Origin of the sequence: Micromonospora sp. NPDC049044 (assembly GCF_040649215.1) — a bacterium.
GTDB lineage: Bacteria > Actinomycetota > Actinomycetes > Mycobacteriales > Micromonosporaceae > Micromonospora.
On the sequence record NZ_JBEZFA010000002.1, the window covers coordinates 72,416 to 94,511 of the forward strand.

Genomic DNA, 22,096 nt, shown 5'->3' on the forward strand with positions numbered 1-22,096 from the left:
ATCAGCCACGGTCGACAACGGCGATCCGCAGTTCGCTGGTGCAGCGCTCGCCCGCGTCGCCGGACGGCAGCCAGACCTCGTCCGGGCCGGGGTACATCTCGGTGACGGTGACGGCCGAGTCCGGTGCGGTGCGGGCCGCCGCACGCACCGACGCCGCGATCATCGAGATCAGCAGTGGGCTGGTCAGGTCGACGTAGTACGGCTTCGCCTGCCCGGCCACCCGGACGAAGACGTAGCGGGGCAGCCCGAGCGCATCCGCCCAGCGCCGGACGGCCCGGTAGCGGTCGGCTTCGTCACGCAGCCCCGCCCAGCTCACCTCGGCGACCGGGACGGTCCACTGCTCGCGGCTGACCACCAGTCGGTCGATCGCTATGCGGGGGCGGTGCGCGGCCGCCGCGAACGGGTGGAAGAGCTGCCCGACGCCGTCCAACAGGAAGTCGCCGAGCACCGCCAGCGGATGCCAGAACCGGCCGTCCTCGGCCTCCACCCAGAGGTCGTCGTGTCGATCCCGGACCAGGCTGAGGGCCGAGATCGGCACCCCCGCCGGCACCCCGTCACGGGGCGGCTCCGCGGCGAAGCGCAGGTACTCGTAGGCGTCACTGGCCAGGTAGGGCGGCGGGTAGGACCGCCCGCTGACCATCGGCCAGCTCGCCGGGAAGATCGGAACGAGACCGGGCACCCGACGGGCGTCCTCGGTGGCCATCGCCCGCGCCCGCGCGGGATCAGGGTGCGACAACATGAACACGCCCTGGTTGAGGCTGTTCTGCCCGGAGTGCAACTCGCCGAGCACCCATTCGTACTCGCCACGGGACACCGCCTCGACGTCGGAGGCGGCGATCATCACGTCGGGGCAGTGGAACCGGCCGGACAGCCACTGCGCGGGCGGCGCGGCGAACCGTTGCCGCACGGCGGCGGCGATGTCGACGGCCGCCGCCCGATGACGCGACACACCGTCGGGCACCGCGATGATCTCTGCCCAGTGCCGGCGCAGCTCGGCCATGTCGGGGGCCATCTCCTGCTCCACCACGTCGGCGGCGCAGCGCGGCCAGAACTCGTAACAGACAGCGGCGAGGCCGACCCGGTCAGCGCCGCGCGCCATCGTCCGGTGGATGTCGCCGAGGATCGCGAGGTAGCGGGTCGCGACCCGGTCCACCATCCACCGGGCCGAGGTGAGGACGAGGTCGAGCGGCGCGGCGAGGTCGTCGCGCATGCCCAGCGGCAGGTCGATGTCGACAGCGCTGCGGCAGTCCTCGACGAGGACGGCCCGGCCGGTGGCGTGCGTGTCGTCCGCCGGCCGCTCCGGCGCACGTCCGCTCGCCGGGGCGAAGGCGCCGGCCAGCTCACGGAACGCGCTGTCGAGTGCCACCGGATCACCGGCCGCCGCGCGCACCCGCTCGGCCGCCGCCGACACACCGTCCAGCAGGTCAAGCGCTCGTTGCCGGAGCCCGGCGTCCGGAATTGCCTCGAGTCGCCGCCGCAGGTACCGGTCCGGGTGACAGGTCGGTGGCACCGCCATCCCGACACTCACCTGCCCGGCTCGTTCCAGCCCGGACAGCACCCGCTGCACGTCGTCGTGTCCCGAGACGCCGGGAACCCCGGCGGCCAGCAGCCGGTCAGTGATCTCGGCGACCGTTCGCGTGCCGTCGCACAGCGCCAGCACGTCGAGCCGTGGGCGGGGCATCTCGAACCAGCCCCGCACCGCCGACCAGACCTTTCCGTCCGCGACCCGGACGGTCGGGGCGAGGACCGGCGTGAGGTACGGCCGCAGCAGCGGGTCGGCCGAGAACCGGTCGGCGATCGCCTGCACCGCCCAGTGCTCGAACTGGACCCGGCGCTCGACGATCTCGCCGTGCCGACCCCGGACCGCGAACGCCGAGCGCTCGTCGTCGGCCCACCGCGCCCAGCCCACCGGCCCGAAGAAGCCGATCGACTCGTTCTTGGCGTGGTAGCGCTGCGCGTACTTGGTGAGGGCGACCTCGTGCTGACGCTGGCTCTTGTTCCGCGGCGCGCCCGCGCGGTGCCCGGTGAGCCACGGCTCCAGCACCCAGCCGACGAGCTTGCGGTTCTGCCACAGCAGCGCGGCCCGGAAGGGGTCGCTGTCGACGATCTCGGCCAGCACCGCACAACTGTGCGCGACCGCCGTGTCGTACGTGACCCGGAAGCCGTCGGCGTCGGCGTCGGCATCCTCGGCCAGTTTCGGCTGCCCCAGACGGAGCAGGTCGTCGACGGGAGATCCGGCACCCCGGACCGCGACATCCCGCCACATCCACAAGGACCCGGCGAGTTGCACGCTCAACGGCCAGTCCGAGCCCGTCATGACGCCTCCGGCAGGGTCGTGTCGGCCACCACGAGCCGCAACTCGCTGGTGTACCGACGGCCCTGCGCGTCCGGCAACCACAGCTGGCCGGGCCCCGGCAGCATCTCGGTGAAGGTGACCTCGTCCCCGTCGTCGAGACGCCGACGGATCTCGCGCTGCAGGACCGCCGCGAGCAGAGGGCTGTGCAGGTCGAGGTAGACCGGCTTGACACCGCTGCCGATCCGCCAGTAGCTGTGCCGCGGGATGCCGTACTCGGCGGCCACCCGCCGCAGGGCGGCGTAGCCGTCCGGTTCGGAGAGCCGGGCCAGCGGCGCGATGTCGTCGCGGAGCCGCCAGGACTCACGGGCCACCACCAGACGGTCGATCACGACCCGTGGGGTGTGCGGCCGAGGTGGCAGCATCCGGAGCCGGTTGGCCAGCGCGTAGGAGATGTATTCGCCGAGCACGTTCTGGATCGGATGCCGCGCACCGTTGGGCAGTTGGGCCACCAGCGCGGCGTTGTCGTCGACGACGGTGACCGCCGAGGCCGGCACCGGATCCGGCATCTTTCGCTCTCCGATCCGGGTGCCGAAGGAGAGGTAGGTGTAGCCCGGCACGTGGGCGTCCGGCGGCGGGTGGTCCCACCCACTGGTTGGGGTGCTCGCCCAACGACCGTGCAGCGGAACGAACCGTGGCTGGCCGTCGAGGCTGCCACGGGAGATCAGTCGTGGCACGAGATCGGCGTCAGAAGCGAAGTCGAGGAACGATTGACCGTCCACGGTGACCATCGCGGCGTGCACTTCGCCGAGAACAGCGACATAGTCGCCCGCATTGATCGCCTCGGGACCGCTCGACGCGATCATGACATCGGGACTGTGGTGGCGACCGGCGAAGAATGCCGGAGCGGGTCCCCCGAACGCCCGCTGTACGCCGTCGGCCAGCTCCGCAGCGCTCCGAACGGTAGACGTGGCGGTGAAGTCCGGACGCAGCACATCGACCCAGCGCCGTTGGAACTCCACGGTGAGTGGATCCAGCCAGTCTGGTTGTTGGGTGGCTGGAACGAGCCTGGCGCACAGCGCGTCGAGCGGCACGGCACCCGCCGCGAACAGGGTTGCCAGGTCCCCGTACATCGAGCGGGCGAGTATCTCGAACTCTTCGCCCGCACGTCGGGCGAGCCACCGTGCGCCGGCCAGTACGTGTTCGAGCGGACCGGCGAGGTCGTCTATCAGCCGGGTCCCGAGCGTGACCGAAACGTTCCGCTCGGCCTGCGCGACGAGCGGACGGCGACCGATCTTCGAGTCGTCACCGTTGCGCGTGGCGGACGTGCCGGCGGTCGACGTGAAGAGATCGTCGAACTTGGCGAACGCGGCGGCGAGGTCGGTGGAGGTCTGCGCCCTGGCGACCTCGGACCGTGCGGCCTCGATCTCGCCGAGCGTGGCCAGGGCCCGCCGCACGGCCGGCCCCGGCGCGAGGCAACGCAGTTCCGCTTCGACAGCTCGTTCGGCGCGCAGCTCGTGCGGAACGTCGAAGGTGCGGGTGACCAGCCCCTGCGCGGACAGCGCGTTGAGTACGTCCTCGACGTCGTCTTCCGGTATGCCCAGGTCGACGGCGATCATCGCACCTGTCCGGACGCCGTCCACCCGCTTGACGACCTCCAGCTCGAGCTGGCCCAGACGGACGAGACCGCCCTCCGGCCGGCTCAACGCGCGGCCCGTACGGCTGACCGCCGGCGCCAGGGCGGGAGGTAGTTGCGCGGCGATCTCCGGGTCCGCCGCGAAGGCTCGGCCAACCGCATCCAGCGCCCAGTCCTCCACGTAGACCTGGGACCGGCGCACGAGGGGTGTCTCCGCCACCACCGCGATGCGGTCCGGACCGGATCCCGTCGTACCCCACACGACAGGGCCGAAGAAGCCGACCGACTCGTTGCGGGTGTAGTAACGCTGGAGATACTTGGTCACTGTGCGCTCGCTCGCCCGGCACCGCTGGTTGCGCGGAGCGTCGGCGGCGCGCCTTCGCAGAAAGTCGACGGAGAGGGCGAGCACACCCGGGTTCTGCCACAGCAGCGCGGTGCGGATCGGTTCCGATGCGGCGAGTCCGACGGCTCGGGGGGCGGTGGCCGACCGCGCGGAGGACCAGTCGGTGACCTCCTCCTCGCTCACCGCGGCGGTCAGGTCAGCGAAGGGAAACCCCGTGCTTCGCAGCACGAATTGCGGCCACACGAGAAATCCACTGCTGCCCAGTGGAATCCGTTCGTCTCCAGCCATCGGAGCGTCCTCTCCGGCTCTCACTCGCACGGTCACCGCGTTTCGCGCTCGTACGCGGCGTGGCTGCGTCGCGCCGCGATGCGCTTTCCCTGCTCGCGTTGGCGGGAAGCTCGAGCCTGCGCGGCCGCGGGGGCCGGCGCGGGATCCACTGTCAGGCTGCGGGCCAACGCCCGTACCGTGGGGTTCTGGTACAGCGCCAGCAGCGGAATCGGCTGTTGGAGTTCGCGTCGGATCAGGGTGTGCAGCCGCAGCATGCTCAGCGAGGTGCCACCGAGGTCGAAGAAGTTGTCGGTGACGTCAACATGTTCCTGCCCGAGCACTATCGACCAGAGCTTGGCCAGGCGGTCCTCCATGCTGTTGTCCGCTGTGGCACTGACCCGGCCCACCTCGGTCGGTGCGGACAGTGGTCTCTCCCGTAGCGCGGCCCGGTCAACCTTGCCGTTGACGGTCAGCGGTAGTCGGTCGACGATGACGATCCTGGTCGGCAGCAGGTACCCGGGCAGCGACCGAGCCAGCCGGGAACGTAGCTCGACCGGCGTGGCACCTTCGGCCACCACGTAGCTGACCAGCTCAGGTCCGTCAGGGCCGTCGTGCGCAACGGTCGCGGCACCGGACACCCGGTGATCGCCGAGAAGCTCGGCATCGGTCTCGGCGGTGGCTGCGCGAAATCCACGGACGTTTACCGTCTCGTCGGCACGTCCGAGGTACGCCACGGTGCCGTCGGTGCGGTACCGCCCGACATCGCCAGTGACGAAGCGTCCGACGCCCGGCACCTCCTCAGCCGGGCGGTCGGTGTCTCTGGCCTCCAGGGGCTCCGGACCGCTCTCGCCGTCCGCACCCCGGTCCGGGTCGCTCAGGAGGGCCGCGAGGTGACGGCTACGGACCACTATCGCACCGGGCTCGCCGATCCCGCAGCGGGCTCCGGTTGGGTCGACCACGAGTAGCTGACTGCCCGGAGCCGTTGCCCCCAGTGCGACGGGGGCACCGACCTTGAGGACGTGCCGCGAGACGAGCTGCGGAGTCTCGGTGGTGCCGTATCCGTTGAGCAGCACCGCAGCGGGGGCGAGGCGGGCGAGCTGCGCGACGTCGACAGCCGTCACGGCGTCCCCGGCCAGGCAGAGCAGGCGTACGTCCGGCAACTCGACGCCGGTATCGGCGAGGAGGCGGGCCAGCGGTGGAGTCAGGTGGACCACTGTCACCCGCTCCTCCCGCAACCATCCGGCGAGCTCGTCTGGTGACCGGTAGGTGTCAGGTGCCGGAACGCACAGTGTGGCGCCGGTCCACAGTGGCAACAGGACGTCGCGGAAGACGGGGTCGTGGGAGACCCCGGCCAGCAGCGCGAAACGGTCGGTCGCGGTCATCTCGTGCTCGGCGGCGTACCACTGAAGGAAGTGTTCGAGTGGGCCGAAGTCCCCCACGACGCCCAACGGAGTGCCTGTCGACCCCGAGGTGAACGCGAGATAGGCCCCGTTGGCTGGCCCGCCACCGGCAGGCGATGTTCGGTGCACCTCGGGTGGAGCATCGTGGTGCAGGGCAACGAGTGCCTCAGTGCTCAGATCGAGACGGCTCGGCCCCGTACGGATCAGGCAGCGGGCCCCGCCCCTGGCGACGTAGCGCGCCAGACGCGCTACCGGGTAGCTGGGGTCCAGCAGCAGCAGCCGGCCGCCGGACGCCCAGACCGCGAGCATCGCGGTCACCAGGGCGCAGGTCCGGTCCGCGGACACGGCGACGGTGTCCCCGGGCCGGACGCCGGCATCGTGGAGGGCCGTGGCCGCCGCACGAACCTCGCCGCGCAGCTGGGCGTAGCTGTGCACGCCAGCGGCGTCGCGAATGGCCACCCCATCCGGGTTGGCCCGCGCGACCCGGGCGAGACGGACGCCGAGATGCGGTGCGGCGGGGATGAGCAGTGCGTCGGTCGGGTCGGGTAGGCGTAGGGACCGGGGCGTGTCCGGTCGGTGTGCACGTAACGGCGCGACCGGTTCGTCGAGCGCCGCGGCGAGCACCGTCGTGTACTGGTCGAGTAGCTCCGAAGCGGTCTCCGTGGAGCAGCGCGGCAGTTGGTGGACGAGGTCGATCCGGATGTCGTCGTCGTGCTCGGTCACGTACACGTTGAGATCGAAAATGGCCGGTGGGACTGCCGCATCGCGGATCGAGGTGCGCAAACCGTGCAGCTGTGGCGGCCGCTCGGCGTCCCCCAGGTGGTTGAACCAGATCTGGAACAGCGGGCCCCGGTGACCCCGCTCGGCGGCGACCGCCTCGCCCAGCGCGTCGAACGGAACGGCGTCCGCGGCCGCGGCGACGAACGCGCCGTGGGTTTGGTCCACCACCGATTCGAAGGACGGTCGACCGTCGAGGTCGACGCGGAGCACCCGCGTGGTGATGAAGAAGCCGACGAGTTCGCGCGCGGCGGTTGGTTCGCGCACACTCACCGGGTACCCGACGCAGACGTCGTCGCCGCCCGACCAACGGGCGGCGATCTCCGCGAAGGCGGCGAGCAGGGTGACGAACACAGTGGTCCGCCGGGTGTGTGCGAGAACGCGTACCGCCTCGGTGAGACCTGGCCCCAGCCAACGGGTCTGCCGTGCGCTCGTCACCGCCCCAGCCTCGCCCGACGGCTCCAGCGAGATCGGTCGGCCCTGCGCGCCGCGGAGCCGCGCCACCTGGCGCCCGAGCCGATCCGGCAGCCCGTCATCGTCCCGGCCGATCCGCCACGCGGCAATGTCGCCGTAGCCCGCCGTGAGCGGGTGGAGGTCCGCCTCCCCGGCGGTGGCCGCAGCGTTGTACAGGCGGCTCAACTCGTGCCGGATGATCGCGAGGGAATCACCGTCGGTGGCGATGTGGTGCATCGAGAGCACCAGCCAGTGCCGTTGCGCCTCAAGTTCGATCAACATCACCCGGAACGGCGGTTGCGCGGCGAGCGCGAATGGGCGCCGGAGGAACTCCGTGGCCAGACTGTCCGCGTCGGACTCGTCAGCTGCCGCCGCCACGGGCACCGGGACCGGAGCGGGCGGCAGGACACGAACGGTAGTAGCGTCCAGCACGACGCTGCGCAGCGGTTCGTGCCGGCCGACGATGGCCGTCAACGCGCCGGCCAGGGCGGAGCGATCGAGGTCACCGATCAGCTCGAGGATCATCGGCACGTTGTACGACAGGTCTGTCGGCTGCAGTTGGTGCAGCAGCCACAGCCGCTGCTGGTCGGGCCCGAGGGGGTGCACTGTCGGATCTGGGCGGGGCGTCAGCACTGCCGCCGGTTCACGCAACGACTCGAGATAGCCGACGAAGGCGCTGAACGTCGGGCGCTGGTGCAACGCCAGGATCGGCACCTGCAGCCCGAGGGCATCCCCTACCCGACGGGCGATCCCGGCCGCTGCGATCGAGTCCCCACCGAGGGCGAAGAAGTCGTCATCTGCCGTGTACGTGTCGTCGTCAAGGACGTCGGCCCAGGCAGCGGAGACGACCTCGACAGCGCTGGCAGCCAGGTTGAAACTGGTAGCGGCCCGTGAGTCGCCGGAGGGTAACTCCACGTCGATCATGCTTGCAGTGGCACCCAGGTCGGGCAATACCACTTTGCTTGTCATGCATCGCCGCTACAGCTGTGGTTTTGTCGTGCGACAACCACGGTGGTCAGTAGCATCCCTCGGACGATCCGCCAGCGACCGGTAAGCATGGACAGCGGACCGCCTCCGAGAGCAACTCCCGGCTGATGCACTGTCGCGGTGAAGGTCTCGGTAGGCGGATCGAAGCGCAAGCTGGCTTCCTGGAAGCCGAGCCAGCGCCGCATCAGCGGATACCAGGCCTTGTAGATGGACTCCTTGGCGCTGAAGGTCACCCGGTCCCAATGCACCTCACCATGGGCCAACCGCAGCGCTGCCAGCGAGGCCAACTCGTCGGGGCGCGCGATCAGGCGCAGGAGCCCGTCGGGAAGTGACTCGTGCGGCTCGGCATCGATCCCGATCGAGTCCAGCATCGTGGCCGGAGCCAGCGCCGCAGCCCGGTAACCGGCACAGTGCGTCATGCTGCCCACGATGCCTGCCGGCCAGATCGGTGCCCGGTCGGGGCCGCTCGGCACGGCCACGGGTGGCAGACCCAGTTGGGTGAGCGCAAGCCGGGCGCAGTGCCGGACGGTGGCGTACTCCAGACGGCGCTCCGGCACCGCCCCAGCGATGGCCGCCTCCTCCTGCGGGTACGGGCGCGCCTCGGCCGGGTCGCACAGGAACTCCGCGACAGCTACGCCCTCGGGCAGGATCTTCGCGAGCACAGCCGATTGTGGATTACGCACCGGCCGTCCGTCGACACGATCTTTACCGAGACCGGCGCGGAACAGGATCCCGGGCCCTCAGATCAGGCCGTGGCCCAGCGCCGTGATGACCGCGGCGGTGCGGTCGGCCACGTCCAGCTTACTGAAGACGCGCAGCAGGTACGTCTTCACTGTGGCCTCACTGATGTGGAGCTCGCGTCCGATGTCGGCGTTCGTGAACCCTCGCGCGACAAGGCGCAGCACCTCGGTCTCGCGGGCTGAGAGGGCCGGCGGTGCGGGGCGCCGTACCTGCCGCACCAGCGTGGAGGCGACGCTCGGCGCGAGCACCGTCTCACCACGGGAAGCGGCCCGGATTGCCTCCGCCAGCTCCGTTGGCGAGGCGTCCTTGAGGAGATAACCGCTGGCACCGGCCTCGATCGCCCGCAGAATGTCGCGGTCCGACTCGTATGTCGTGAGCACCACCACGCGTACGCCTGGAGCACGCGTGAGGATCCGGCCGGTCGCCTCGACTCCGTCGCCGCCCGGCATGCGTAGGTCCATGAGCACGATGTCGGGGCGCTGCTCGGCGGCGACCTCCACGCCCTCCGGCCCCGACGACGCCTCGCCGACCACTGTCAGGTCCGCCTCGGCGTCGAGCATGCCGCGCAACCCGAGCCGCACAACCGGGTGGTCGTCGACGAGCACGATGCGGATCACGCGGGGACCTCCAGCTCGACGGTAGTGCCGCCCGGTCGTCCGCCGTCAACGGTCAGAGTGCCACGCACCTGCTCGACGCGTGAGCGCATGCCGGCGAGCCCGAACCCGTCGGCGCGGTCTGCGGCGATGCCGCATCCGTCGTCGCGCACGACCAGGCGCACGCCCCGCTCGCCGTACGCGAGCACCACCTGTGCCTCGGTGGCGTGAGCGTGCCGGCGCACGTTGGTGAGCGCCTCCTGAGCGGCCCGCAGCAGTACGACCTCGACAGGTGTGGGCAGCTTCCGCGGCGTCCCGGTCACTCGCACTGTGGCGTGCACCCCGGCCTCCTCGGTGAAACGGACAGCCTGACGGTGCACCGCGTCGGGCAGCGATCCCGACGCGAGCGCGGCGGGCGAGAGCGCCGCCACCAGGGCTCTCGCCTCGGCCAGGTTCTCCTTTGCGGTGTGCACCGCCAGCGCCAGGCGCTCGTCGCGTAGCTGCGGGTCGTACGCCTGCAGCAGCGTGACGATACTCGTGAAGCCCTGCGCGAGAGTGTCGTGGATCTCGCTGGCGAGACGGGCCCGCTCGGTGGCGATCCCCGCGTCGCGCGAGAGTCGGGCCACCTCGGCGCGGCTCGCCTCGAGTTCGTCGATGAGCATGCCGCGCTCCACGTGCTGCCGGAGCACTCGGACGATCCAGAAGCTGACCCAGGTGCTCGCTGCCCCCGTGATGACTGCGATCAGCAGGTCGGTGGTCACCGCGTGCGGGTCCTCGACGAGGTCGACAGCGGGGGTGACCAGGTTCGCGAGGATCGCCAGTACGATCCCGACACGTACGTCCACGAGCTGGAAGATGAGCGGGATGACCGCGAACAGCAGCCAGCTCGTGAAGGGTGCGGCCGCCACTGCGACGACGTAGAGCATGAGGTACGTCAGCGTGACGGCCAGGACCGCGCCGTCCTCGACGTTGCGCCGGATCTGCCGCCGCCCGACCGTCACGTGCAGCAAGGCCATGGCGGCGATGGCACCCGTGGCCAGCCCGCGGCGCCACGGCTGGTGGTCGTCGACCACGAGGGTCGCGGCGGCCACCGTCACCGCCACCACCCCGAAGTAGGTGTCCCACCAGCGGGAGTGGCCAGCAAGCGCCTCGCCACCCCTCAGCGATCTCTCTGATCCCACCGGAAGGTCACCAGGCATAGCACCAATCCGATCACAGTCCAAGCGCCGAGCACCAACGCCGTGCGGCCGAGCTCCCACTGGCCAGCGGCCTCAAGCGCCTTCATGCCGTCGGGCAGAAAGACATAGCGGAAGCCTTGACTCATCCATTTCACGGGAAAGAACGAGGCCACCACAATCAGCCAGTGCGGCAGCTCTGTGATGGGGTGGATGAACACGCCGGAGACGAACTGCAACGCCACCACCGGCACATTGAGGATCGTGCCCGCCGTGCGGGCCTGCTTGACCATCGCGCTCACCGCCACGCCGAGCAGGCCGCACGACGCGGTCGACAGCAGGAAGAGCCAGGCGAACGTGCCCCAGTGCGACGCGTCGGGCATCGGCATGCCGAAGACGAGCGCGCCCACGCCGACCAGCACGATCACCTCGGCGGTGCTGAGCACGAGGACCAACACGAGCTTGCCGATCAGATACGAGGCGGCCGGGATCGGCGTGCCGTGCAGGCGCTTGAGCGTGCCGTCCTCGCGGTCCATGGCGAGACCGGAGCCCATTGTCACGAACGCGGTTGTCAGCACGCCATACGCGATCATGCTGGCCGCATAGACCTGGCTCGCACTGACACCGATCTGATCCTGCTCGTTGTCGAAGATGGTCCCGAACAGCAGCAGGATCATGGCAGGAAACGCGAACGTGAACACCATGGCGGTGCGGTCGCGCAGGAACAGGAGCAGTTCGGTACGGCCCCGGCTCAGACCGTTCCGCACCGGCGAAGGAAGGGCGGTCGATGGCCGGGCGGCGATGGTCATTTCGTGGCTCCGATCAGGTTCAGGTAGACGTCCTCAAGGGTGGGGCGGGTGATCGTGAGGCTGCTCAGGTCGACGTCCTCGGCGACCAGCTTGCGGATCAGCTCGGTCGGATCAGTGACCTTCTCGACGCGCGGCTCGCCGTTGTGGCGCCACCGCACTGTGGCGCCGGCCGCACCGCGCCCACCCAGCGTCGCCGGGGTGCCCTCGGCGACGATCTGGCCGTCCGCGAGCACCGCGAGCCGGTCGGCCAACGCCTCGGCCTCCTCGAGATAGTGCGTGGTGAGCAGGATCGTGGTGCCCTCCGCGGCGAGCGCGCGCACCAGCTCCCAGAACTGCCGGCGCGCCTGCGGGTCGAAGCCAGTCGTGGGCTCGTCCAGGAAGAGCAGATCCGGGCGTCCCACGATGCCGAGCGCCACGTCGACGCGGCGGCGCTGCCCGCCGGAGAGCGCTCGAATCCTGCTGTCGCGCTTCTCGGTGAGGCCAACCAGCTCGATCACCTCGTCGGCCGGTCGCGGATCGGGATAGAACCCGGCAATGTGCCGCACCATCTCGCGGACCGTGAGGTCGGCCGCATCGTTGGCGTCCTGCAGGACGATCCCGATCCGCGAGCGCCACGTCCGCCCCGCAGTGCCCGGGTCCTCGCCGAGAACCCGGACGTCGCCAGCGTCGCGGCGGCGGTGTCCCTCGAGTATCTCCACAGTCGTGGTCTTACCCGCCCCGTTCGGGCCGAGCAGCGCAAAGGCCTCCCCTCGGTCGACCGTGAGATCGATGCCACGGACCACCTCGTGCCCCCGATAGGTCTTCCGGAGGCCTCTCACCTCGATGGTTGTCATACCGTCGAGAGTGCCGGTTGCCAACCTTCCCGAGGAACGACCGCCCGGCCGTCAGCGGCTGTCCACCGATCGGTGGACACTCGCGGGTCTCGTTGATCGGGCGACGATCGGCCGTGACCTGGCTCCGCACTCGGCAACGTGCTTCCTGGACGCTCATGACGTCTGCGATGCTCTGGGCGTGCAGTACGTGTCCAGAGTGCCGCGACCGCCGCTGGACGGGCTGATCGACGACCTGTACTACCTGGAGGGTCCGCCGCCGTACGCCCGGCTGACGCTGCCGCCCGCGCCGTCGGCGCTGCTCATCGTCAACCTCGGGGCACCGTTTCACATCCGTGCCGGCACCGACATCGAGGCGGCCGAGTACGCCGACGGCTGCGTGGTCACCACGCCCACCCGCGCGTGGGAGTTCGGCTACCCCCGGCGGACCCGGTCCGTCGGCGCGCACGTCAAACCGTGGGGACTGGCGCCGTTCCTGCCGATGCCCGCGGCCGAGCTGGCTGACCGGCCGGTGACGGTGGAGCAGGTGTGGGGCCGACCCGCCGTCGCTGAGCTGCGAGAGCGGCTGGCCTCGGCGGACGGACCACACGAGATGCTGACACTGCTCGAGGAGGAGCTGATGCGGCGGCTGCGGGCGACCGCCGGCCTGGGGTTGGTCCGCCATACGAGCAGCGTCATCGCGGCGACGAGCGGGGGCGTGACGATCGGCGGCCTGAGTGTGGCGGCCGGTGTCAGCAGCACCCATCTGGCCCAGCGGTTCAAGGAGCTGATCGGCGTCACGCCGAAGCGGCTGGCCCGCACCTACCGGTTCACCGCCACCGTGTTCGCGATCGACCTCGCCGGGCCGATCGACTGGGGCGAGCTCGCCGGTGCCGCGGGTTACTTCGACCAGGCCCACTTCGGCCACGAGTTCCGGGCGTTCACCGGGCTCACGCCGACCCGCTACGTCGAAGTCCGGCGGCGGTTCCAGCGCGAACATCCCGGCCACGTGGTGGACGGTTGGCCGCTGCCGGCGGATTGATTTCCTACAAGAGGGACAGCTCCCGAGACGCTAATTTGGGGTTCCCGAAATCAGAGGAGAGCTCCGTGGGCAAGGTGGTCATGTACAGCTCGGTGTCGGTGGACGGCTTCGTCGCGGACGTGAACGACAGCCCCGGACCGCTGTTCGACTGGTTGTCCGGTGGGGACGTCCCGTTGGACGACAGCGGTGCGCTGAAGGTGTCGCAGACCTCGTACGACTACACCCGGCCGTACTGGGACCAGATCGGGGTGACGGTCGTCGGCCGGCACGTCTTCGACATGACCGACGGCTGGGACGGGAAGCCTCCGGGCGGAATCGAGCACGTGGTCGTCGTGACGCACCGGCCGGCGCCGGCGGGCTGGGACCCGGCGGCGCCGTTCCACTTCGTCGCCGGCGTCAAGGCAGCCATGGCCACGGCGCAGCAGCTGGCGGGTGACCGCATCGTCGAGGTCGCCGCCGGCGACGTGGGCGGCCAGGTGCTGGCCGCGGGCCTGATCGACGAGGTACGCATGGACGTCGTACCCGTCGTGTTCGGGTCCGGCAAGCGCTACTTCGGGTCGGTCGACGCACAGCACCTGTTGGCGGATCCGGACGCGGTGATCCAGGGCAACCGGGTGCTTCACCTGCGCTATCAGGTGCGCCGTTGACCAACCTGAGCCGGTACGCGAGGAGACGTCGCGGAGGTGCCGGTGGGTTCCGGCAACCAGTCGCGGTTCGGGTCGTACTCCAGCCAGCGATTGCTCCCGGCCTCCGCCACGTAGGCGTTGATCAGGACGCCCAGCAGTGGATGCTCGTCGGTGCGCCACAGCAGCGACCAGGCGTAGAGGGGTGTCGGTTCCACAAGCGGGACCAGCCGGATCCTCGGATCATCGGGGAGCGGCACGTCCGCCGGCAGCAGAGAGAAGCGGCGCGGGTCCGCAGCCACGTCGGCGAGAAAATGGTCAAGCCCCAGGTTGGCGCCCTCAGCGTGCTCGCGGATGCCGAAACGCTCGGCGAAACTGTGGAGGAAGTCCAGCCGGTTCAGCGCTCCCGGTGTCCACAGCACACTGTCACCCAGTTGCTCGGGCCGCAGCACGGGCTCGGCCGCCAACGGATGATCCGCGCTGAGGATCGCGTCCACCGGCTCCAGGCGTACGAGGCGGTGGGTCAGCCCGGCGGGCAGGGGCGGGTGAACGCGGCCGAAGGCGGCGTCGATCTCGCCGTGCAGCAGCGCGGCCGCCACCGACGGCAGGTCGCGCCCGTGTCCCAACTCCAGCCGTAGCTCGCTGGTACGCGCCGCCACCTGCGCCAGCGTGCGCATCGGCGCGTACAGGTGGCCCCACACATCGACTCGTAGCGGCCGGCGCAGATCCAGCACCGCGGCCACGGCCAGGTCACCGGTGGCCAACGCCCGCCTGGCCGGTTCCAGAAACCGTTGCCCGGGTTCGGTGAGCCGCACTCCCTGGCCGCCGCGTTCGAACAGCCGCATACGAAGCCTGAATTCCAGGCGGGCGATTCGTTTGGACAGCGCCTGCTGTGAGATCGACAGTTCCTCGGCCGCCCGGCCGAAGTGCAACTCCTCCGCCGCGACCACGAACGCGCGAACCTGAGCCAGGTCAAGATCCACGCCGTCACCTTAGTTGACAACCGATGGTTGTCGCTCGATCTCGAATGTTGTTGGAGGGCGCGGCACCACCGCCGGTTTCATGATCGGCATGAAGAGATTGGTCCCCACCGGAGATCCAGCCCGTCCGGTTGAGTTTGCCCAGGATGCCCAGCCCGTTCCGGCGGCGGACGAGGCATTGATCAGGGTTGAGGCGTTCGCTCCGAACCGGGGCGAGACGTTCCTGCTGGAAGAGCCGGGTCCAGATCTCATTCCGGGCAAGGACGTCGCAGGCTTGGTGGTTCAGGCGGCGGCCGACGGTTCCGGCCCGTCGATCGGCACCCGGGTGGTGGGCCATCCGGCGATGGGCGGCTGGGCCGAGTACGTGGCCGTGCCCACCCACTCGCTTGCCGTACTGCCCGACGAGATCAGCGCCGTCCAGGCGGCCGCCCTGCCACTGGCCGGGATCACCGCCCTCCGGTTGCTACGAACGGCCGGCGCCGTGGCGGGCCAGCGGATACTGCTGACCGGCGCCTCCGGCGGGGTGGGTCACTACCTGACCGAACTGGCCGCCGCCGCGGGCGCGGAACTCACAGTGGTGACCGCCACGCCAGCGCGTGGTGAGCGGTTACGCGAAGTGGGCGCGACAACTGTCGTACACGATGTGGACGACGCGCAGGGGCCATTCGACCTGGTGCTGGAATCTACCGGCGGCGCCCAGCTACCGGTCGCGCTTGCCCGACTGGCCGCCGGAGGCACGCTTATCTGGTTCGGTCAAGCCAGCCGCACTCCGGTGACGCTCGACTTCTTCGACTTCTTCGCCGGCCCGGAAGGGGCGGCGATCCGGCATTTCCACTACGCCGGCGCGCCGTACGGCCGGGACCTGGCCACCCTGGTGCGTCTGGTCGACGGCGGGCGGCTGCACCCGGAGATCGACCGCGTGGCCGACTGGAGCCAGACCGCCCAGGTCCTGGTCGACCTGCGGGAACGCCGAATTCGCGGCAAGGCTGTCCTGACGACGGGAGTAGCACGATGAGCGTCGCAGAGTTCGCCGCCGCCAATCTGACCCGCGCCACCGGCGCCGGACTGGACCCACACGAGTACCGGCGCGTCACCGCCGAACTGGCGTCCCTCAACGATTGGGGTCAGGCCTTCATCCGCGCCGCACGGCAGCACCTCGCCCGCGCGGAACAGGCGACCTCGCCCGTGTCGGCAGGCGAGCACTACCAGGTGGCGGCGCGCTGGTTCCACTTCGCCACCCTGGCACCGGATCCCGAGCACGCGCTGGCCGCCAGCGAAGCCGACGCCGCCATGGGCCGCGCGCTGGCTCTCCTGGAGCCGCACGCCCGGCGGATCGAGGGGCCCGGCTTCACCGGTTGGCTGCGAGGCTCCGCCGACACGCCGACCACCGTCATAGTCGTGCCCGGCATGGACTCCAGCAAGGAGGAGTTCCACACCGTCACCTCAGCCTTACTGCGAAGGGGCATGGCGGTCTTCGCGATGGACGGCCCCGGGCAGGGCACCCTCGCGTCCACCTCGACGGTCCGGCCCGACTACCACCAGGTGATCGCACAGGTCATCGACGCGCTCGGCGTCGCACGTGTCGGGCTCATCGGGCTCAGCCTGGGCGGCTACTACGTCGCGGAGACCGCCGCCCACGAAACCCGCGTCGCGGCCGCCGCCACCGTCAGCGGCCCTTTCCGCCTGGACTGGGATGCCCTGCCGCCCTTCGTGCAGGGCCTCCTCAGTTGGCGAGCCGGCGGGGCCCAGGCGGCCCGCGATTTCGCCCGCCAGGTCGACCTCTCCACGCTGGCACCACGCATCACCGTCCCACTGCTGGTGGTGGACGGTGGCCAGGACGTCATCCCCGGCGTGACAAACGGCGAACCGCTGGCCCACCTCGCCCCGCGAGGCGAATACCTGCTCGTACCGCACGGCGACCACCTGCTCGGCAGCGCCCAACCCGACTGGCTCGCCGCAACCGCCGACTGGCTGTCCGGAGAACTCAGATGAACCGTCTCAGCAACAAGATCGCCCTGATCACCGGTGGCACCAGCGGCATGGGACTGGCCGCCGCGCACCGCCTCATCGCCGAAGGCGCCCACGTGGTCATCACCGGCCGTACCCATCAGCGGGTGGAAGCCGCTGTCGCCGAGCTCGGCCCGCGTGCGCTGGGCGTGGCGGCCGACGCCGCCGAGCTGGCCGGGCTGGACGCGCTGATGGACACGATCAGAGCCCAGCACGGCCGGCTGGATGTCATCTTCGCCAACGCCGGCGTGGGTACCTTCCTGCCCTTCGCCGACATCACCGAGGCGGACTTCGACCACGCCGTCGGCGTGAACCTCAAAGGCGTGTTCTTCACCATTCAGAAGGCGCTCCCGCTGCTTACCGACGGTGGCTCGATCATCATCAATGCCTCCTGGACCCTGCATCGGGGCAACGGCGTCCTCACCCTGTACTCGGCGACCAAGGCGGCAGCACACAACCTGGCGCGCACCCTCGCCGCGGAACTGGGGCCGCGGGGCATCCGCGTCAACTCCATCAGCCCGGGGTACATCGACACGCCGATGTATCCGGCAGCGGCGTTGAGCGAGGCTGAGGCTGCGGCCGTGACCAGCCGAGTGGTAGCCGGCCGGTTCGGCAGACCGGAAGAGGTCGCCACCGCGGTGGCGTTCCTCGCCTCGGCTGACGCGTCCTACATCAACGGCCAGGACCTGGTCATCGACGGAGGCCTGGTGACCGCCATGCCAGCCTGATCGATCCGGCTACGACGCCGGTACCTCGTTGGCGTCGTAGCCCCCACGGCCCTCATCATCGTGCCCCTTCCCGACCAACGAGCTGCGCTGACGCAGCCATCGTCGACTGCCTACGCGCGGTTTGCCCGGACGGCACGGCGACGTTCAGTGAGGCGTCGCGCCTTCACCGCGTTGCCGCAGTCGGCCATGCGACACCATCTGCGGGAACCGCTGCGACTCTGGTCCAGGAACATCCAGCCACAACCACCTTCGCCCACCGGGCAGCGGCGCACCCGGGTCAGGTCGGCGGTCAGCATGACGTCGAGGGCGGCGTCGGCGATCCGGTCGGGCACCATCATGGCCGGCACCGTGCCGTAGGTCAGCCGCACCCGCGACGAGTCGAGCACGAAGCTCGCTCGGGCGGCCGCGCCCGACCAGCGTTGATGTAATGCGACAAGCGCGGCGCCGGCCGCGACAGGGTCACCCGTCGTCCCACCGTCCGCGATCGTCGCGAGCAGCACGAGATGCAGCCCTTCGCGCACGTCCCGCACCGCGGCCAGACCGGCCTGCGCCGCCGCGGGCTCGTCGCGCCAGACGCGGCCGACCTGGTCGGCCTCGGCGTCGCTGACCACGCCCACCCGGACCGACCAACGCAGCAGAGCGGGGCTGTCGCCCAGGAAGTCGTGTGGCGAGCCACCCCCTCGCTCGAGTGTGTTGACCAGGTCGAGCGCGGGGTGGCCGCCAACCAACGGTAGCTGGGAGACATCGAGCGGCATGCCCAGGATGCTACCAGCTATATCGGCATAGACGGTGGTTATGAGCCGAGCAGATGGGCCCGGCGAAGTTCGCCGTGGCCTGTGTCCACCCGTGATACACCCCCGCTCGACGACAACGGGCAGAGATAACGGCACGTCTATGCTACCTTCAAAACCCAGCTAGCAGGAATCACTCCGGTGTGGCTCGTGCCATTGATCGCGGGTCGGCTGCGTACCGCTTGCGTGGCGGCTTCTTGCTGCGTCCTGTCGAGAATCTGGGAGGTAACCAATGGCGCACCAACGACGCGCGGTGTATGCCCTCGCCGCGTTGTCCGCCGCGACCTTCTGTTACGTCACCACCGAGGTGCTTCCGATCGGGTTGCTCACGCTGATCGCGCCAGACCTGGGACGCACCAGGTCCGAGGCAGGTCTGCTGGTGACCGGGTACGCCGTGGTGGTCATGATTGTGGCGCTTCCACTGACCCGGATCACCCGGCGAGTGCCCCGGCGCCCACTGCTCGCCGGCTCGCTCGGTGTGTTCGCCGCGGCGACTGCGGTGTCGGCCTTCGCGTCCTCCTACGAGGTGTTGCTCGCCGCACGGCTGGTCTCCGCCACCACCAACGGCATCTTCTGGGCGGTGGTGTTCCCCGTGGCGATCTCGATGTTCCCCGCGAACATCCGCGGCCGCATCGTGGCCCGACTGTCGATCGGCAACGCTCTCGGCCCGGTCCTCGGCGTACCGCTGAGCACCTGGCTGGGCGGGCAGGCCGGGTGGCGGGCGGCGTTTCTCGCGATGGCCGTTCTCGGCTTCGTCACGTGCATCGCGGTGGTCCTGCTGCTGCCGAACGTCACAACACAGGAGAGTGCTGCCGACACCGGCCCACTGCCGGATCGGCACCGCTTCGTCGTAATCCTTGTCGCCACCGTCCTCGCGGTCACCGGCGCCATGGGCGCGTTCACCTACATGACCGTCTTCCTCCTCGACGTCAGCGGGTTCGCTGCGGCGTCTCTCGGCATACTGCTGTTCGTCCAGGGCTCGTTCGGCGTCGCCGGCACCTGGGCGGTGGGCCGGGTCCTGGACCGGTTTCCGCTCGGTGTCGTGCTGGCACTGCTCGGGCTCATTACCGCCGCGATGCTCGGCCTCTACGGGGTGGGCACGAGCAAGGTACTGACGATCCCGTTGCTCGCCGTGGCGGGGATGTCGTTCAGCTCGCTCATCGCAAGCATCCAGCACCGCATCATGCAGGTGACCCCGTCGACCACCGACATGGCGTCGGCAAGCCTCAGCGTCGCGTTCAACGTCGGCCTCGCCGTCGGCTCGCTCATCGGCGCGGGCCTGCTGGCGACGGCCGGGGTACGCGTCATCCCGTTGTTCGCCGGCCTGCTGACGGGCGCGGCGTTCGCGTTGCTCGCCTGCCACGAGCTGTCCCGCAGGAGGGGAGTCGGCCAGGAGACTGTCAGTCGTGGTCGCGATCCACAGCCGGTCGGACACTCCGCAGCCGGTGCGTGAGTCCCACGGCCCGAAAGGCGTGACTCACGATGCCGACAGCTCGGCCGTCGTCACGGCGCACACCCCCGGGCGCCCGTGCCGCAGGGCCCGGCGTGGAGGATGCTCCTCCGCGCCGGGCCCTGGCATCGGGTGTGGTCAGCTGGCCGCGCAGGTGACGGTCGTGCCCGGACCGGTGCCGGTGCCCTGGAAGCCGAAGTTGGTCGACTGCCCGGCGCCGACGCGTCCGTTGTAGCCCACGTTCGTGTATTGGACGGTGCCGCTGCTGCCACTGGCCTGGGCGTTCCAGACGCTGGTGACAGCGGCGCCGCCGGGCAGCGTGAGGGTCGCGGTCCAGCCGTTGATGTCTGCGGAGCCGGCGGTGACCGTCACGCTGGCGGTGAAGCCGCCGGGCCACTGGTTGACCGACACCGACGCGGAGCAGCCGTTACCGGTCGGCGGCGGGGTGGTCGGCGGGGCCGTGGTCGGCGGGGCCGTCGTGGGCGGCGCCGTGGTCGGCGGCGCGGTCGTCGGCGGCGCGGTCGTCGGCGGCGCGGTCGTCGGCGGCGCGGTGGTGGGCGGGTTGGGCACACCGTTGGCCAGGCTGTAGGCCAGGTCGGGCTGGAACGAACCGGCCGTGTAGCGGCAGCCGTCAGCCTCCCCCGGCGGCTTCACCCAGAGGTACGCGTCGATGTTGCTGTCGCCGGTGTTGGTCGTCGGGTACTGCCCGATGCGCCGGTCGGTGTTGTCGTCGCCGCACCAGTCGCCGCTGGCACCACCGTTGCGGCTGGTGTCGATGACCTGGCGCTTGCCCGAGAGGCCCATGCCGTTGAGGGCGGAGATGACCGCCCGGCCGAAGTTCGCCTCGCTGGAGGTGGAGTTGTAGTTCGACACGTTGCTGAAGAAGCCGTCGGCGTACTGCACTCCGGCCGCTCGGAGCCGGTTGGCCGTCTCATTCGCGCTGTTCCAGGTGGAGTGGCCCGCGTCCAGGTACACCTTGGCGTTGGGGTTGGCCGACTTGATGGTCCGGGTGGCCGTCGAGATCGCCTGGTTACGCGCGTTGATCTCGCTGCTGTTCAGACACGTCAGCAGGGCGAGCGAGTCGGTTTCCAGGATGATGATGACGGTCTGGTTGCCCAGCCCTCTGGCGAAGTTGGACACCCAGGTCTGGTACTGGTTGAGGTCCGGTGCCCCACCGGCGCTGGCTCCGCCGCAGTCCCGGTTGGTGATCTCGTACACCGCCAGCACCGGGATCTGCTGTGCCGAGTTGGCGGCGCCGATGAACCCGGAGACCTCGGACTGCACTGTCGAGGGGTTGAAGTTGGCGAACCAGCGGGCCTGCGGCTGACTCGCGATCTTGTCGCGGATGACGGCGGCACGCGAGTCACCGGGGTTGGCGGCGACCCAGCGGACGACGGCCGAACTCGGGTCGCGGTAGAGCGATCCGGACAGCGTGCCGGCGGAGGCGCTGCCGACGGCGAGACAGACGCCGATGGCGGTGGCGCCCGCGACGGCCGCCACGCTGGTGGCCACCGATCTGCGGAGGAGCGAGCTAAACATAGCCACGACGTGTTGCCTCCTGATCACATAGATGTTACCGAATTCATGGGAGCGTTCCCATGGACGGTAGCGGAGGCACGTCCCGCTGCCAAGGTGTCCGGACTCGTTCTTGAGGCAGTGACCCTTGTTTATATTCCGAACTCACTACCGCACCGCGCCAGCGCGCTCGCCGGCCTCCACGGCAACTGGGTCGCCCTGCCGACCTCGGTCAGCGCCGGGCTCTACGCGCCACGTGTGTTGTCCCGCTTCCCGGTCCGCCAGCTACGCGACGCCACCTACCCACTCGGGTCCGACCCGGAGCGGGCGGTCGGGAAAGCCGCCCGCGGTCGGCCGATACGGAGGCACGGTCGGAAGGTCGGACCTTCCCGCCGGACGTGACCTTGAGCCGCGAGCGGCAGCCGTCGGGAGCCGGGCCGGCAGGGCCGCAACCCAGGAGCCGGCCGGCGGCGGGCGCCCGGCACGGGTCGAGGGCGGCGCGGTACGGCATCGATCGCGGAGACGCGCCCCTGGAGGCACCGGGACTGGCCCACATTTTGCCGGCCCGGGCCCGACGGGGGCATGCCGCCACCGGCGCAGACGCGCGAGTGACAGTCGCCGTACCGGAACCGGTCGCGCCGACGGGCTCGGGGCCGAGTCGCAACCCGCCGGACACA

17 protein-coding genes are annotated in these 22,096 nt (G+C 70.2%); 6 read left to right on the forward strand and 11 right to left on the reverse strand.

The window, feature by feature from the left end:
• Position 1 precedes the first annotated feature (1 nt).
• The 8 genes from AB0B85_RS01920 to AB0B85_RS01955 are packed head-to-tail and all read right to left on the reverse strand — an operon-like array spanning position 2 to position 12,307.
• Complete coding sequence (locus AB0B85_RS01920) at positions 2-2,317, reverse strand: lantibiotic dehydratase (RefSeq protein ID WP_357402516.1); 2,316 nt, start codon at positions 2,315-2,317, stop codon at positions 2-4.
• Positions 2,314-4,560, reverse strand: a complete 2,247-nt coding sequence (locus AB0B85_RS01925; protein WP_357402518.1) for a lantibiotic dehydratase — start codon at positions 4,558-4,560, stop codon at positions 2,314-2,316. The genes AB0B85_RS01920 and AB0B85_RS01925 overlap by 4 nt, the downstream gene beginning before the upstream one ends.
• Positions 4,561-4,592: 32 nt before the next feature.
• A complete protein-coding gene (locus AB0B85_RS01930; RefSeq protein WP_357402520.1) occupies positions 4,593-8,138 on the reverse strand; it encodes an AMP-binding protein in 3,546 nt (1,181 codons plus the stop codon).
• On the reverse strand, positions 8,135-8,839 hold the full coding sequence (locus AB0B85_RS01935) for a 4'-phosphopantetheinyl transferase superfamily protein (RefSeq protein WP_357402522.1): 705 nt from the start codon (positions 8,837-8,839) through the stop codon (positions 8,135-8,137). Before AB0B85_RS01935 ends, AB0B85_RS01930 begins: the two co-directional genes overlap by 4 nt.
• Positions 8,840-8,896: 57 nt before the next feature.
• Positions 8,897-9,514, reverse strand: a complete 618-nt coding sequence (locus AB0B85_RS01940; protein ID WP_357402524.1) for a response regulator transcription factor — start codon at positions 9,512-9,514, stop codon at positions 8,897-8,899.
• Positions 9,511-10,671, reverse strand: a complete 1,161-nt coding sequence (locus tag AB0B85_RS01945; RefSeq protein WP_357402526.1) for a sensor histidine kinase — start codon at positions 10,669-10,671, stop codon at positions 9,511-9,513. Before AB0B85_RS01945 ends, AB0B85_RS01940 begins: the two co-directional genes overlap by 4 nt.
• Positions 10,650-11,474, reverse strand: coding sequence for an ABC transporter permease (locus AB0B85_RS01950; protein WP_357402528.1), 825 nt, complete (start codon positions 11,472-11,474; stop codon positions 10,650-10,652). Before AB0B85_RS01950 ends, AB0B85_RS01945 begins: the two co-directional genes overlap by 22 nt.
• On the reverse strand, positions 11,471-12,307 hold the full coding sequence (locus AB0B85_RS01955; protein ID WP_357402530.1) for an ABC transporter ATP-binding protein: 837 nt from the start codon (positions 12,305-12,307) through the stop codon (positions 11,471-11,473). The genes AB0B85_RS01950 and AB0B85_RS01955 overlap by 4 nt, the downstream gene beginning before the upstream one ends.
• A 178-nt stretch (positions 12,308-12,485) precedes the next feature.
• Here AB0B85_RS01955 and AB0B85_RS01960 point away from each other — a divergent pair, with 178 nt between their 5' ends.
• Positions 12,486-13,325, forward strand: a complete 840-nt coding sequence (locus tag AB0B85_RS01960) for a helix-turn-helix domain-containing protein (protein WP_357402532.1) — start codon at positions 12,486-12,488, stop codon at positions 13,323-13,325.
• 65 nt (positions 13,326-13,390) lie between these two features.
• Positions 13,391-13,972 carry a dihydrofolate reductase family protein gene (locus AB0B85_RS01965; RefSeq protein WP_357402534.1) on the forward strand — a complete coding sequence of 194 codons (582 nt, stop codon included), beginning with the start codon at positions 13,391-13,393 and terminating at the stop codon, positions 13,970-13,972.
• Here the strand turns inward: AB0B85_RS01965 and AB0B85_RS01970 are convergent.
• A complete protein-coding gene (locus tag AB0B85_RS01970) occupies positions 13,957-14,931 on the reverse strand; it encodes a LysR family transcriptional regulator (protein ID WP_357402536.1) in 975 nt (324 codons plus the stop codon). The two genes, AB0B85_RS01965 and AB0B85_RS01970, sit on opposite strands and share 16 nt — an antisense overlap.
• 175 nt (positions 14,932-15,106) lie before the next feature.
• On the opposite strand from AB0B85_RS01970, the gene AB0B85_RS01975 reads away from it, so the two are divergent.
• From AB0B85_RS01975 to AB0B85_RS01985, 3 genes are read left to right on the forward strand one after another with little or no spacing between them, the layout of a single operon-like run.
• Complete coding sequence (locus AB0B85_RS01975; RefSeq protein ID WP_357402538.1) at positions 15,107-15,943, forward strand: zinc-binding dehydrogenase; 837 nt, start codon at positions 15,107-15,109, stop codon at positions 15,941-15,943.
• Positions 15,940-16,920, forward strand: a complete 981-nt coding sequence (locus AB0B85_RS01980; RefSeq protein WP_357402540.1) for an alpha/beta fold hydrolase — start codon at positions 15,940-15,942, stop codon at positions 16,918-16,920. The genes AB0B85_RS01975 and AB0B85_RS01980 overlap by 4 nt, the downstream gene beginning before the upstream one ends.
• On the forward strand, positions 16,917-17,663 hold the full coding sequence (locus tag AB0B85_RS01985) for a glucose 1-dehydrogenase (protein WP_357402542.1): 747 nt from the start codon (positions 16,917-16,919) through the stop codon (positions 17,661-17,663). The genes AB0B85_RS01980 and AB0B85_RS01985 overlap by 4 nt, the downstream gene beginning before the upstream one ends.
• 110 nt (positions 17,664-17,773) lie before the next feature.
• Here AB0B85_RS01985 and AB0B85_RS01990 read toward each other — a convergent pair whose 3' ends face one another.
• Entirely contained in the window at positions 17,774-18,418 is a 645-nt protein-coding gene (locus AB0B85_RS01990) for a CGNR zinc finger domain-containing protein (protein ID WP_357402544.1), read from the reverse strand.
• Between the two features lie 268 nt (positions 18,419-18,686).
• On the opposite strand from AB0B85_RS01990, the gene AB0B85_RS01995 reads away from it, so the two are divergent.
• Complete coding sequence (locus AB0B85_RS01995; protein ID WP_357402546.1) at positions 18,687-19,907, forward strand: MFS transporter; 1,221 nt, start codon at positions 18,687-18,689, stop codon at positions 19,905-19,907.
• 135 nt (positions 19,908-20,042) lie between these two features.
• Here AB0B85_RS01995 and AB0B85_RS02000 read toward each other — a convergent pair whose 3' ends face one another.
• Positions 20,043-21,449 (reverse strand): glycoside hydrolase family 6 protein, encoded by a 1,407-nt coding sequence (locus AB0B85_RS02000; RefSeq protein WP_357402548.1) that lies wholly within the window; start codon positions 21,447-21,449, stop codon positions 20,043-20,045.
• Between the last annotated feature and the right edge of the window lie 647 nt (positions 21,450-22,096).